Origin of the sequence: Spirosoma profusum (assembly GCF_014699005.1) — a bacterium.
Lineage (GTDB): Bacteria > Bacteroidota > Bacteroidia > Cytophagales > Spirosomataceae > Spirosoma > Spirosoma profusum.
Genome location: NZ_JACWZY010000038.1, coordinates 1 through 14,721 on the forward strand (window position 1 = coordinate 1; position 14,721 = coordinate 14,721).

At 48.3% G+C, this 14,721-nt stretch carries 11 protein-coding genes; 4 read left to right on the top strand and 7 right to left on the bottom strand.

The features are described from left to right. Positions 1 to 758 precede the first annotated feature (758 nt). Positions 759 to 965: a hypothetical protein gene (locus IC229_RS29655; protein ID WP_190891734.1), complete on the bottom strand. Its 207-nt coding sequence runs from the start codon at positions 963 to 965 to the stop codon at positions 759 to 761. 159 nt (positions 966 to 1,124) lie between these two features. Further along, positions 1,125 to 1,274 carry a hypothetical protein gene (locus IC229_RS29660; RefSeq protein ID WP_190891736.1) on the bottom strand — a complete coding sequence of 50 codons (150 nt, stop codon included), beginning with the start codon at positions 1,272 to 1,274 and terminating at the stop codon, positions 1,125 to 1,127. Between the two features lie 253 nt (positions 1,275 to 1,527). Between IC229_RS29660 and IC229_RS29665 the strand changes: the two genes are divergently transcribed. The 3 genes from IC229_RS29665 (at position 1,528) to IC229_RS29675 (ending at position 3,808) form a co-directional block, all read left to right on the top strand. Next, positions 1,528 to 2,052, top strand: coding sequence for a hypothetical protein (locus IC229_RS29665; protein WP_190891737.1), 525 nt, complete (start codon positions 1,528 to 1,530; stop codon positions 2,050 to 2,052). A 537-nt stretch (positions 2,053 to 2,589) separates the two neighbouring features. After that, complete coding sequence (locus IC229_RS29670; RefSeq protein WP_190891739.1) at positions 2,590 to 2,823, top strand: hypothetical protein; 234 nt, start codon at positions 2,590 to 2,592, stop codon at positions 2,821 to 2,823. 88 nt (positions 2,824 to 2,911) lie between these two features. After that, complete coding sequence (locus IC229_RS29675; RefSeq protein WP_190891741.1) at positions 2,912 to 3,808, top strand: bestrophin family protein; 897 nt, start codon at positions 2,912 to 2,914, stop codon at positions 3,806 to 3,808. Positions 3,809 to 4,391: 583 nt separating this feature from the next. Here IC229_RS29675 and IC229_RS29680 read toward each other — a convergent pair. Then, complete coding sequence (locus tag IC229_RS29680; protein ID WP_190891742.1) at positions 4,392 to 4,580, bottom strand: VOC family protein; 189 nt, start codon at positions 4,578 to 4,580, stop codon at positions 4,392 to 4,394. Positions 4,581 to 4,841: 261 nt separating this feature from the next. Beyond that, positions 4,842 to 5,471 carry a dihydrofolate reductase family protein gene (locus tag IC229_RS29685; RefSeq protein ID WP_190891744.1) on the bottom strand — a complete coding sequence of 210 codons (630 nt, stop codon included), beginning with the start codon at positions 5,469 to 5,471 and terminating at the stop codon, positions 4,842 to 4,844. A 439-nt stretch (positions 5,472 to 5,910) separates the two neighbouring features. On the opposite strand from IC229_RS29685, the gene IC229_RS29690 reads away from it, so the two are divergent. Then, on the top strand, positions 5,911 to 6,843 hold the full coding sequence (locus tag IC229_RS29690) for a helix-turn-helix domain-containing protein (RefSeq protein ID WP_190891746.1): 933 nt from the start codon (positions 5,911 to 5,913) through the stop codon (positions 6,841 to 6,843). Positions 6,844 to 7,028: 185 nt separating this feature from the next. Here the strand turns inward: IC229_RS29690 and IC229_RS29695 are convergent, their stop codons facing one another. The 3 genes from IC229_RS29695 to IC229_RS29705 all read right to left on the bottom strand — a co-directional run bounded on the left by IC229_RS29695 (position 7,029) and on the right by IC229_RS29705 (position 14,703). After that, the gene (locus tag IC229_RS29695) at positions 7,029 to 8,249 is read right to left on the bottom strand and encodes an ATP-binding protein (RefSeq protein WP_190891747.1); all 1,221 of its coding nucleotides are present in this window, start codon (positions 8,247 to 8,249) and stop codon (positions 7,029 to 7,031) included. Beyond that, a complete protein-coding gene (locus tag IC229_RS29700) occupies positions 8,233 to 9,072 on the bottom strand; it encodes an alpha/beta fold hydrolase (protein ID WP_223834270.1) in 840 nt (279 codons plus the stop codon). Before IC229_RS29700 ends, IC229_RS29695 begins: the two co-directional genes overlap by 17 nt. A gap of 771 nt (positions 9,073 to 9,843) precedes the next feature. Then, positions 9,844 to 14,703 (bottom strand): putative Ig domain-containing protein, encoded by a 4,860-nt coding sequence (locus IC229_RS29705; protein ID WP_190891749.1) that lies wholly within the window; start codon positions 14,701 to 14,703, stop codon positions 9,844 to 9,846. Between the last annotated feature and the right edge of the window lie 18 nt (positions 14,704 to 14,721).

Here is a 14,721-nt window from a genome sequence, read left to right on the forward strand (position 1 = left end):
CGCCTATTGTTTTTACGATGATAAGCCTTCCATTGTCGTGCCTGTCCATAAACGCCTTTATCCATAATTCACGTTAAACTATCATATGGTATCCTTTACGAATTACATTCTGAGCCAAAAATGGTTGAAGCTTTAATCGTCATTTGATCCACATTTCCTGATAGAAGGCTCCTTTTCTGGGATTGAGCTTCATTCATACGAAATCACATACTTCCCTGGGAATTTTGACGGCGAACGCTTTGGCTGGATCAACGGTCGTGAAATGACTTACTTTTGACGATTTTCTTACCCCATAAGTTATTAATAAACGTGAGGCCGCTAAGTGAATATGTAGAAGGTGAAGCTTATTTTGGTGTAAAAACAGGTCTAACTGACGTTTTCTAACTGATGAACAGCAAAGGATTTATTGATTCATGAAGATACTAAAAGTGCTGAAATCATAAAGTCTGTTCTATTGGGTAGAAGCGTTTGCAGTGCCAAAGCCAATAAAGTAACTTTTGTTTATTAGATACGGATATGTAGAAGAATACCGGGCAGTTAAAGCGTATTTATCAGTGAACTACGAAATATTAGAACTAAAACTACCACAGTTATAATTGGAACTGGTACCTATCTTGAATAAACGGGAGTTTGCGGAAACACATTAGGTATGCTTATTTACTGGGAAGCTTCTACTGGGCAAATGACAAAAGAAATATTATACCAACTGGCATGTTCGTACATTCGTTGATTAAGGTAAATTAGAACTAGTTGGGTCGTTAGTGTACTACGATCTCTCCGTTGGAGCGGATGGTAAATTCATCGTCGAAGGAAATAAGCACTGCACTGACATCGCGAACGCCCGGGTTTTGCTGAATGAATCGGAGCCTGGCCGTTTCCTCACTTTTGTTGAGATAAGCCTTTCGAAGCGGCTTTGGTGAGACTGAACCATAGCCCGTAATAATAACCAGCGTGTTGGTATCCATACGGAAACGATTGGTTAAAGAGTAGTATAGTGTTGAATGCAAAAGCCCCTCATGAGTTCTGTTATGAATTCATACTTGCGACTTCTTAGAATGACTACAAGCCTAGCCAAACGCGAAGCTTGCTAATGGGCTATAAGTAACGTATCGAATAAGCTCATTCTAACCCTTTTTAGCTTTGGGCAATAAAGTCGGCGTCGTCAGCACCGTTTCGTTGCGAGCGTATTTAGGCAGCACGGTCTGACCAGCTATTTTAGCCGGCTTTGTCGCTGCTTTCTTAACATTATTATTTTTCTTGTCCTGATGTGCCATGAGATCGAGTTTAGGGTAGAACACAATCGGCACTGAAACGCTTTATTTATTTTCAATCACTGGCCATCAACCTAGTCAGTTGCCGGAGGTCAACCAAGCTGATTGTTGTTATTCAGCTTGTCTTGGAAAATGGGAAGCATGACCACGACTAAATAACTTCCTTGCCTTGCAATCATTTTTCGAATGGCGCTGTTGACAACGTAACAGCCTTGCTGCGTGCGTGCTTACCGGCAGTCAAATGTCGTCATTTAATATGATTGACTCCTCAGACAGGATTTGGCCAAAGCCGCAATTAATGGAGCATCTGGAGCAGGTGGCCCTTCTGTTCGAATCCAAGATTTTCCTGCCTTCCATGCCCTTTACGCTGCAAAGCCAGCTCTACTGGATCGAACTGATTAGAGGGGTTAGTGATTTGGTTCGGCAGTCAGCCTTGGCTGGCAAGCGTATTTGTTTTACTGATGAGGTGAGCTCCCAGGATCAACTCCGGGACATCACCGATCTGCTGGATGCCATGCGGCAGTCTGCCCACGTCGTTGGGCCGCTCTCACCTTCTCAACAGCACTTAACGTTTATCTCGCCAGCTTTAAATCAGGTCAACGGGGTTGGCTGTGGCCATTTTGCCAATGGCTTATTCTTCGCCTGTCCCCACCCAAACGAACGCGCTTTTTTCATTGGTCAGGATCGCGTTTATTTCTATCGGCATCTGATGCGAGCCTTCCTTGAGGCTGGACATCACTTGCTTATTGGCGGAGTTAGCCTAAGTCTGCCCATGGATTGATCGCCCGAGAAGTGAGCCACTGATGGAGCATAGTCATCGAATGAGCGTACTGTAACTTTTAAAGGCTAAACATTCCCAACACATGGGTGTTTACCTACTAATAGCATAATGGGATTACTTTTCTCCGCCTGCTTTACTGATTCATTCGTCGACGTAATACAGCAAACGGTCACGAACACGCTACGCTGCTCAGTCACGTTTTGACTCCGTATTTTCCTGTACTTCCTGAGCTCATCATGCTCGACTTCCCAATCGTATCAGTCAGTTCATTCGGTTTTGTATAGTGAAGGGTATTAACCAATAGAGTTGGATTATTCTATTCAGTAGGCACGACGTTGATAAATCAACCCTCTTTCTGTTCAGGAGGGTTCTTGGTAGACACCGTAATCCGACGTTCTCACTCTGAATAAAAGCTACTGACAAAAAGGCTTTGCCGTTACCTTCCGAATCCAGCCACAAGCAGACAGTCCTGTCACTAATTATCTATTAATCATGATATAACCCCCTATTTCAATTCATCTTTAACTTCATAAAACTATGCGAATCAATTTCAATGAACTCTTCACGGTGACAGATGTCGTTGTCACACCGAAAGTACTGATCAATATTATGAGTGTAATCCGGGGTGGGCCTGAGTTGCACTTAGAAAAAGACACCTGGACCATCAATGGTGTCGATCCAGTTAGTTGGCAGGGTAAAGATTTACTCGTGGATGTACGGACCAGTAGCCAGGGAAAGGAATATTACATACGAGGCTTGGCCGTGGCCTGATCAAAAATGGGCCAACAGTTAAATAAGGAAAAGGGTAGCATAGCACTTTATATGGTGTAAGTTGCCTGAAAACACCAAAAGAAGTGCTATGCTGCTCAATAATAAGATTTCAATAACCTTCTTTGTTCAAAATATACTTCGTCAGGCCCTGCTGATCTTCTTATATGCCAACGTCGTTGTTTTCCTAAAACTCTTCAGCCCCTGGGCGCTGGTTATCCCCATTTCCATTGCAGCCATACTGGGTACCTGCATTGCTTTATTGCTGGCATTCCGCACCAATCAGGCCTATGACCGGTGGTGGGAAGCCCGGATTGCGTGGGGCGCAATCGTCAACGATAGCCGCAGTTTGATTCGCCAACTTCAAATGTTCCTGGATGAGGGACCCCATAAAGTGTCGCTGCTGCACGCCTTTGTGGAGCGCCAATGTGCCTGGTGTTTTGTGCTGGGCGACACGCTACGGGGGCAGGACATAACGGAACGGCTGCGTGAGTTCCTCCCATCGCCTGACCGACAGCGGCTGGCCGAGGCAACTAATAAACCGAATGCGATCCTACTGGCTCATGGCCTGGCCATTCGCCAGCTCTTTGACAGTCAACAGCTAACGGATTATCAAATGGTCCAGTTAAGCACAAACCTCAACAGCCTAACGGATTCAATGGGGCGATGTGAACGGATCAAGAAGACTATTTTTCCTCGGACCTATATATTTAATATGCAAGTGTTTATTTACTTGTTTGCCACGATTCTTCCTTTTTGTTTAGATCCGGTTCATTATTTGCTGGATGTACCCTTGGTAACGCTTCTCTCCTCGGCCTTCATATTGATTGAGAAAAGCGCTCTTCAATTGCAGGATCCTTTTGAGGGTAAACCAACCGACACGCCCATCACGACGATTGCACAGACGATTGAAATTGATCTGAAGAGTATGACGGATTACCCAATCATTCCAGACAAACCAGTCACCAAAGACTTTTACTCCTTATAGACGTACTCTACAAATGAGATGGTTTGCCTGTAAATTGGATTGACAACGGATCTCTATATGGTCAGTTCAGCCAAGTTATTTTTATTCTCAAAATACCATCCAAAGTAAAACGATAGAACTATCATGTATCTGCCTTCTATATGGGGCGTTTTGAGATAGCTTAATCAATCGTCCTACCGGCCTGATTGGGAATGCAATAGACTCGCTGAGTGGTGGGTGATCAAACAGTCGCGGATACGCTGTCGCCGATCAATTAGCGATAGCGTACCCGCGACTAGCATCCCGTATCAGAACCCCATCCTTAACGTAGTAACGGATAAATACATTACCTTCCCAGGACTACTGTTACGTAGCGTTTTGATTGTCGCTACGTGGTTGAGCTACAAAATAAAAAATGGGATCCTGCTTGTCCTTCTTTTATTGGCCACAGGGCCAATAAAAGAAGCGTAACGTCGCTTAAAACGCTCCAAAATGAGACGAAGATGCATCATGATTGACCTTCTTCCAACGGGGCAGATCATTTCTGCTTCTTCATACTGTTTAAAACGATTATTATCAGTCTTTTTGTGGCCTGATTCGGATTCTACGAAGAGACATGGATAAGCCCAATTTCGTTGCCATCAGGGTCATAGTACATGACTTTGCGGGTGTTCCGTTCGGGTCGTTCTTCTTTACTATACTGGATGCCACGGGCTGCAATCTGGGAAACTACCGATTCCAGGTCGCTCTCCAGCACATTTTGTATCGAGCGCCCTGCGTGTTCGGGTGACACGATAATGTAGATGCCGGGCCGCCGTCGCGGGTTTTTAACAATACGATGAAATAGGAGAAAAGTTTCCAGGCGAAGTTGTGACTAGTGCAGTGCCACTGTTCACTACTTCCGCTTCCAGCCAAAAGGCTTTATGCGCTTTTAACAACTCCATTCAGTTTTTACAGCGACAGGCTTATCGCTAAAGGTAATGGGCTATTTGTTCAACTTCCTTAGGATGCAACTTTTCGTGTATGATCTGTTATTGTCTTTTTGGCGGAATAATTAGTTGCTGGACAAGGTTTTTACCGGTTTATATTTCACAAAGATGGAGCCCTCTTTTAGCGGGGTTGCCTCAATCAGGTCAAAATCTTTTCGGGCACTAAGCTCGTCGAATAAATGCTCACCCACGGTTACCACCACCGGACGAATCTGGATCTGATACTCATCAATGAGATCCGCATCGGTCAGTGATCGAACCAGGGTTGGACTACCAAAGATGACGATGTCGCCACCCTCCCTATTTTTTAGCGCTCTAATCTGCTTTTCGACATCAGGACCCGTTAATGGCTTAGGCGCTTCATAGTCGCCCCACGTTAGCGCATCGAGCGGGTGATCATGGCTGACTACCCACTTGTGGATGTTATTAATCTTCTCGCCCAGCGCTAGACTTAACCCACTGACGTCCGGCCATTCCTTGACTGAGGGCCATTTGTCAGGTTTGGAAAGATCTTCATAGGTTCTGCGGCCCAGCAGCAGGGTGTCGACCGTTTCCATGGTTTTTAAGGCGCATTCGGAACCGGCTTCCATAAACGCTTGGCTCGTCCAGACCATAAAGTTGGTCTTGTCTTGGCTGGGATCGCCTGTGACAACCCCATTAAGCGTGCTATTGATGTATACCAGGAGTTTACGCATATGTGGGCTATTTAAATATTGTATTGTACACCGGATATAAGCTAAGAAAAGGCAGGCTGAGCGGTCGTACGTTGTCATAGACAATACGCCCTCCGTTCGGCTAAATTGAGCGTTACCAACCAGTACCCGTGCGACTTGGCCATTAATATGAACTCATCGATTAGCCCTTTTGGCTGCATCTGACTAATGTAGGCAATGACGCCGATCCATGACGGGACAAATTCAACTACGGCCTTATTCCAGATTACCAATCTGTACGTAGCGGAGCTTTTCCAGTCTGAGTTTGCAAAAAAAGGAAACAGACTTGACTTGGAGCTTAGAAAACTTGCTTTCTTTGGTAACGGGTTATTTCAACTAGTACAAAAAAAGCAAGATTCCTAAGCTGTATGTCCGTCTAACCTGCTTCATTTGTCCTGTTTTCTGCCTGACCTGAGATGTTATGAACCAACGCTACACGCCGACAGATCGGCCCAGCCTCACCCTTGACTCCTCCTCGGATAGCCCTATTCAGACCCAGTATTTGTTCAACACAGACTTTTATCAATTTAAACACTGGGATTTTGATCTGGACGAGCCTGGTGTATCGCACAAAGGTTATAACGACTGCTTTTGTCTGGTGTTTGTCAATCAGGGCCGGTTTGTCGCCCAGTTAGCCACTCAGGCCTATGACTTGCATACGGGACACGTTCTGGTCGAAAAAGCCAATTATGAGTACCAACTACGTCCAGCCAGTGGCGCGTGTTCAATTCTCAATTTTAGTGCTGACTTTTACCAGCAGCTACAGGAAGAATACCGCTTGCGCCACTCCTTTTTTTTCAGCAATCCGAACGTGCTGACATTGGGTCTGAAGACCACCCCCACCATCGATTACCTCCATTACCATCTTCGAGAGAGAGGCAGGGGCATGGCTCGACTGGAGCGGGATCAATTGGTGTTGGATCTAGTTCGGCATATCGTAGAGCGATTAGAGAATAACAGCCTAACCGCGCCCCTGTCCACAGGCTATAAACAGTTTCATCTGACTACGATTGAGCAGGCGAAAGCCTACCTGAATGGCGAGTTCAACCGCGATCTGTCGCTGCTGGATTTAGCCAGCCACTGCTGCGTGAGTCCGTTCCATCTGGGTCGGCTCTTCAAAGCCTGTACGGGCTACGCACCTCATCATTACCTGCTGCGTATCCGGTTAACTCATGCCGAGCGATTACTACGGGATACGAGTCTGCCCATAACCGAGGTGAGTTATGCCTCGGGTTTTAATAGCGTCGAGCACTTTGCCACCTCCTTTCGCCAGTGGTCCCAGGTAAGTCCGTCTCAATATAGGAAGCAAGCAGGTCAGTGCTTCGGGAAAGAGCAACTGACTAATCCGTTGTAGCAGATCAAGGACAGGCGTTTCATCATCAATCACTAAAATCGTTAGGTGCCGTTGGGTATGCAGTAGCTAAGTAATGAAAAATAAAAATTGTATTGGTTGACGAAAGGCTGTACTGGAATCGTTAAACTACTCTAATCTGCCAGGCTATAAAGACAGTTTTCTCCTTAAAAAGGCTGTTTAGTACCTTACTCTGAGTTAATCACACTAGTACGCTGAACCGGGAATAAGATGATAAACTGAGTCCCTGGTTGGCTGGTTGGATTAATGGAAATTGTTCCTCTATGATTGTCAACAATTTTTTTGCAGATCGCTAACCCAAACCCTAGTAATCCAGTACCGGGCTTTTTATGAATCTGGAACACTTTATCAACTAGCTCAGGTAGCAGGCCCGGTCCGTTATCCGTATACGTGATCTGAATAAAGGGCTGATAACTGTATTTACCTGGGGTAGCCCGGAACCGATTGGATTCAACTAGCTGGCCCGTGATGGTAATTTCGACCGGCCCCAGAATAGGCTGATGGCGGAAACGGACGGAATTGTCAATCAATTGAAAAAACAATTCCAGTAGCTGACCACGATCCCCATCAATGGAGGGTAATCCCTGGGTAACTAGCTGAATATCGGTCGTCGCCAATTGCTGACTGACCAGCTCTTGGGCGTTAATGGCCAGTGAGTCTAAATTAACCAAATGAATCGGATGCTGGGTGACTTCCAGCAGCATGTAGTCTCGCATCCGTCGGATTAATTCCCGCATCCGCTGACTGGCTTCGACAATTCGGTCTAATAACCTACCCGAATCGACTGCCAGGCTCCCGTTCGCTTCCTGCTGTAGGGCATCCGCTAGCAAGGTGATTTTTCGCAGCGGCTCCTGCAAATCGTGGGTGATCAACCGACCAAACTGCCAGAATTCCTGATTCTTTTGCTGGAGTTCGGCCAGTTGTTGATCCAGCAACAGCTGATGATGTTCCAGATCCTGTTTGGCGTTGATGAGTGCTATATTTTCACGCAGGGCCTGCTCGGCCATACGTTTGGCCTCCAGGATCTGATCTTCATACTTTTGACGTTGACGCACGGTTAGACAAACGCATTGATGGAGGAGTCGATCATCCTGACGAATCGTGGCTGCATTCAATAATACAGGCAGCGCTTCTCCCGTCTTCATCCGAAGCGAGAGAAAAATTTCCTCCGCCTTGCCCTGGAGTTTAAGCAGCGGATAAAAGTGGGTCTGATAAAAAATCCGACTGGCTATGGGCAATAACCTTTCAATTGACTGTCCTAGCACATCCGAGGCTTCATAGCCCAACTGCTCAAGCAAACTCTGATTAATCTGAACGATGGTGCCTTCATCGGAAAAGCAGAAGTAGCCGCCCGGTAGCTGGTTGAGCTGCTCAGTAGACAGCCCCATGCGTATTGGCGTTAGATGCCCTTTGAAGGTAGGCCGTCATAGCCTGTAACGTCTCCTGAGGAGCACTCATATGTGGGCAGTGCCCAATTGCATCCAGAACTGCCAGTTCACTATTCCGTAGCCGTTGATGGACATAAGTGCCTACCTCAACCGGGGCAATCAAATCCTGAGAAGCTTGTAGGATCAGGACTGGAATTGACGACTTGGCTAAATCGGATCGGTTATCGGATAAAAACGTAACCTGAGCAAACTGGCGGGCGATAAGCGGATCGGTGGAGCAAAAGCTTTCGTTAAGTTCCTGAGTCATCTCTGGTTGGGTCGGATCATTGATCACGACCGGCGCCAGGAAATTGGCCCAGCCGATGTAATTCTTCTCCATAGTCTCCAGCAACTCCTCAATGTCGGTGCGGTTGAAGCCACCCACGTAGTCTACCCCATCGTTGATGTAGCAGGGAGAAGGACCAATCATGATCAGTCGGCTAAAGCGTTCGGGTGCTTTCAGCGAAGCCAGCAGGCCAATCATGCAACTGACTGAATGGCCCACAAAAATGACATCGGTTAGCTCCAAGGCAGAACAGATATCGAGTACATCCTGGGCATACCCATTGAGATTGGCGTATCGCTCGGGGTTATAGGCACCGAGTTGAGAAGCTCCCGAGCCAACATAGTCAAATAAAACGAGTCGGTATGTATCCTCAAAGGCGGGGGTAATAAATCGCCACATCTGCTGACTACACCCAAATCCGTGAGCAAACAACATGGTCTGGGTTCCAGAGCCCAGGATGGTCACATGATTACGGGCTACTACGGCTGAATCGATCATTCACGGTCTATGGTATGGCTTCAGGTAAAGGTAGGTAAAATAATGGGTATTGTTGGTACAGCCCTAATTGTGGACAAGCTGCCATCGGATAATTCGTCCGGCAAAAACGAGCAAAAGCAACTTGTCGTTCGATAAATTACCGGTTGGAATAGATCCCTGAAACTATAAACGGTCCTCAACTCATGTTCGTAAAATGCTCCTGCTTGAGACGAAGGATCTGTCATGTATCTGCTCCAAAAATGGGCGTTTAATAACTCGGTAAACGTATCACCATGAGTAGAAAAGAATAAATGGAATTGAGCTAGTCGGTAATACTATCAAGGACCAGGCATCAGCAGGAACACCTAATCTCAAAGTAAACCGCAAGCTGGCGTAAGAGCTGGCTTTTAATTGACGCATACGCCGACGAAGCACAACCACCCGCTGCGAATTATTACTGTCGGCTACCATCACCACCAATTGTCTGGCCCCGGCCCTATGCCAGCTTACATCAGGCCAGAATCAACCGCCAACTCGTATCAGATTGGGAAAACGTTGGTAGATTTTACCCAGCTTACTGGCCGACAGGTAAGAAGTTACCTTCGGCCAGTATCCAGTTCACCTGGTGCTGACTATGAGGTGGGTGTTTTTAAGTAAGGCGTTGGTTTCGTTATCCAAGCAGGAACAGGGTAAGGAGAAGACTTGAGGCAGAATCTTAAAGCGCCCATGAGTTAACTGGGGACAGCAGTTGTAAGCGTAATTTTTACGGCCACTGACCCCTTACTTCAGAGGCTAATTCCCACTCAGCCTCAGCCGACTATTGGTCCCAAACAGCAGCCGGCCCGTTGGCGAATAAGTCACCCGCAAAGCCTGTGCCTGGTAGACAGGAGGTAAACTTACCGCATGATTGAGCGTTACTACGTCAGTAATTAACGGTATACGTCCACATGACCACACATTAACGTCATTCCAGTTGCCTGCTTTCAGGGTAAACATACTCCCGCAGCCACTTGGGTTCACTATACTCAAGGGCAGAATCGTCGATACGAACCCGCCGACTGGATCAGTGGCCGTTACTGTTACACTGTAGAAAGCGCTGGTACTGGCTGAAACCGTGCCGATGATGGCAAATGGAGACACAAAGCTCAAGCCTGCCGGTAAACCGATAACAGAGAGTATCAGACTATTGGGTGTTTCGGCATCAGTAAACGCATTGGCTGGAAGGGTATAACTGAAGGACTGTCCCAATGTAACTGATTGGGGAGGTATAGGATTCTCCACTCTGGGGTTTCCATTGGCACAATGAGCCAGCCAGTTGTAGGCGAAAGTAGCCTCACCCGGTGTGCCCTGTTGACGGGCTTTGAGCACAATCACTGGATTGTCGGTGAACAGATTCAACTGATAAGGCTCATGAATGGTGATAGTCGGAACCTCATTCACTACCGAGAGGCTGATGGGCTGACCATTGATTGCTTCAAAACTGACCATGAAGTTAATGCGCCGTTCATAGTAGCTGATATGATTGCAGTCCAGCATAGTAACTCCAGTGATGGCAAAGCTGCGAGGCTGTACTATCAGCAAAAAGCTCGTGCGGACGGACAATCCACCCGGATCGGTTGCCACCACCGTCACGCTGAAGGGCGTACCAAGGGTAGTCGATGGTGTACCACTGATGGTGTTGGGTGATACAAAACTCAGACCAGATGGCAATCCAATCACCGAAAGGGAAAGGCTGTTGGGAGATTCGGCATCGGTGAACGTAGTAGCTGGGATAACGTAACTGAACGCATCCCCGATAATGGCAGATTGAGGAGGAATGACCTGAACCAGTGTGGGCGCACAATTTTGGTAACTCACACTGGTGCTGGCCGCAGCTGTACAACCATTTGTTCCCGTCAGCGTAACGGAATACGTACCGGCCAACGTAGCATTGATGGCCGACGTAGTGGCTCCGTTATTCCAGCGATACGTACCGGTGCCTACCGCTGTCAGGCTCACCGAGGTTGTCGCACAGGTCAACGTAGCATTCGCCGGGCTAATACTTATCGAAGGCGGATTTTGATCGATCGTTACGTTGATGGACGCCGTGCTGGAGCAGCCGTTAGACCCCGTCAACGTAGCGGAATATATTCCTGCCGTGCTCACCGAAATGAAGGACGTAGTGGCCCCTGTACTCCATCGATACGTACCCGTGCCGATGGCCGATAAACTAACGACTGGGTTAGTACATGTCAACGTAACACCAGTCGGCGTTCCGGTCGAGGGGCTGAGCGTTAAGGAAGGTGGCGTTTGATCGGCGATCACGGTGGTAATTGCCGTACTGGAACAACCATTAGTGCCCGTCAACGTAACGGAATATGTGTTCGCTATACTTGCCGAAATAACAGACGTAGCGGCTCCCGTACTCCAGCGATACGTACCAGTCCCAGCCGCGCTCAGACTGACTGTCGGACTGGCGCAGGTGAGTGTTGCCGATGCCGGGGCGACACTCAGAGCCGGAGCGCTGTTGTCTATGCCGATTGTTAACGTAGCAGTACTCGTGCAGCCATTAGCCGACGTAACAGTAACTGAGTATGTGCCCGCAGTATTGACCAAGGCGGCACCGCTAGTGGGGTTGGAAGCAAGTATGCCGGGGCCACTAAACTGATACGTTGTTCCCGGACCGCTGGCTGTACCGGTGGCGGTTAGGGTAGCCGTCGGATTGGCGCAGGTGAGGGTCGTAGTGCTGGCCGTCAGGGTAGCGGTGGAAGTAGGGGGTACGGTGATGGTAAAACTGATGGGAGTTCCGGAGCAACGGGTACGAACAAAAAAATTCCCTATGTTTCCAGCCAAACTATTAGGAAAACTAAGCGAGGTGTTCTCTACCTGATTGGTGGCCGTATTGATGATGCTCACATTATTGGAAGTTGAATTGGTCACATAGACCCGACTACCATCGGGGCTTATGCTCACGCCAATAGGGTTATCGCCTACAGCAATCGTGGTGGTAACAGCGTTGGTGACTGTATTGATTACGCTCACATTATAGGAATTGTTATTGGCGACATAAGCCCGGCTTCCATCGGGGCTTACGCTCATACCCAAGGGGTAATCCCCAACCGGAATGGTAGCGGTAACCGAGTTGGCAGCTGTATTGATTACGCTCACAGTATGGGAGTAGTTATTGACCACATAGACCCGGCTTCCATCGGGACTCACGCTTACGCCAACAGGTGTACCTCCAACTGGAATAGTAGCGGTAACCGAATTAGCAGCTGTATTGATCACACTCACAATATCGGAACCTGGATGGGTGACATAGACTCGGCTTCCATCGGGACTTACACTGACTCCATTGGGGTAATCTCCAACTGGAACGGAAGCAGTGATCGAGTTAGTGGTCGTATTGATCACGCTCACAGTATGGGAGTAGTTATTGGCCACATAGACCCGGCTTCCATCAGAACTTACACTGATTCCATTGGGGTAATCGCCTACCGGAATAGTGGCAATGACAGTACTGGTGGCAACATCGATTACACTTATATTATGAGATTCGTAATTGGTGACGTAGGCTCGGCTTCCATCGGGGCTTATACTCATACATCTAGGCTGTTTCCCAACCGGAATGGACGTAAGTATGGCGTCGGTTACCGGATCATAAACATTAACACTGCCTAGGCGGGAAGGAAAAGTAAAAGTGCCCAGATATAATAAATCCCGGAGGGCTGACTGAGGAGTTACGGTGACAATGGCTGTTTGAGTGGTAGGCGTATTGTTGATGGCAGTGAATGAACTCAGATTACCGGTTCCGCTGGCAGGTAAACCAATGCCCGGATTGGAGTTGGTCCACTGATAACGCCCTGCAGTGCCACTAAAGGAAATTGGGCTAACGACTGAACCTGCACACACGGTCTGGCTGCTGACCGGATTGACGGTAGGACTGGGCTCCTGGTCAACCAGGCGCGTGGCCGTGGCTGTACAGCCGTTAGCCCCGGTGAGTGTGACTGAATACGGACCTGCCGTGCTCACCGAGATGGAGGCCGTAGTGGCTCCCGTACTCCAACGATACGTATCAGTACCAAACCCATCAGAATTAATCGCCTTGAGACTGATCGTTGGGCTGAAGCAGGTGAGGATAGCCGATTCAGGACTGATATTCAGATCAGGGGCACTGTTGTATGCACCGATTGTTACCGTAGCGGTGCTGGAGCAGCCACTGACTGACGTAACGATTACCGAGTAGTCACCTGCAACATTGACCAGTGCAGTACTATTTGTGGGGCTGGACGCCAGAATGCCGGGCCCACTAAACTGATACGTTGCCCCCGGATCGCCGTCCGTCCCAGTAGCGGTGAGAATCGCCGTTGGATTGGCGCAGGTAAGGGGATTGGTGCTGGCCGTCAACGTAGCGGTAGCAGCAGGCGGCACGGTGATGGTAAAGCTGATGGGGTCACCAGAGCAGAGGTCGGATTTGATAAAATTGCCCCAGTTTCCACCCAACTGACCAGGAAAGCCAGGCGAGGTGCTCACCACTGCGTTGGTGGCTATATTGATCACTTTTACCTCATTGGCATTGTAATCGGCCACATACAACCGACTTCCATCGGCATTCAAACTCATCCCATAGAGTTCATCCCCGGCGGCAATAGTGGTGAGGAGGGTGTTAGTGGCGGCATTTATCACCCGTACTGTACCGTAAGAACCAGTGGACGCATATACCCGACTTCCATCTGGGCTCACGATCACTCCATAGGGCCTATCTATGACGAAAATGGACGTTGCAACAGTGTTGGTGACTGCATCGATCACATACACCCGGCTGTCATCGAAACTGGGCACATATAATCGACTACCATCCGGGCTCATACTTAATTGCTCGCCCCCGTCTACTGTTGGAATGGTCGAGATGACGGTGTTTGTGGCTGCATCGATCACACTTACGGAATTGGAACTGTGATTGGCCACATACACTCGGCCACCATTAGGACTCACGACTACTCCTCTGGGCCCATCCCCTACGGGAATGGTCGCAATCACGGTGTTGGTGGCCGCATCGATCACACTCACGTTATCAGAGTTAGTATTAGTCACATATACACGATTCCCATTGGGGCTCACACTCAACCGATAGGGGGTAAGCCCTACGGTAATGGTAGCGATGACAGTGTTGGTAACCATGTTAATCACACTCACGGAAGAGGAACTGGCATTGGCCACATACACTCGACTCTTATCGGGTCTTACACTTACGGCAATGGGATTCCTCCCTACCGGAATGGATGTAATGATAGTATTCGATACTGGGTCAAACACATGTAGGGTACCATTGCCTGATGGTTCTGTAAAGGTACTCATATACAATAAGTCAGTAGCCAACCGTGGGGTCACGGTGATGAGGGCCGTTTGGGTGGTGGGACTATTGTTAATTGCCGTGAACGAACTCAGATTGCCCGTCCCATTGGCCGCTAAGCCTATAGCCGGGTTCGAGTTGGTCCATTGGTAACTAGTCGCCGAACCACTAAATGGAATAGCAGCAACTACCGAACCGGCGCACACCGTCTGGCTGCTGACAGCGTTAACGGTGGCGCTGCACTGTGCCCAACCAGTGTTCAGGCTGCTGAGTAAAATAGCCAGTAATCCAATTAAACGAAAGGTAAAGGGTATGTTCATGAACGGACGTTGATTAAA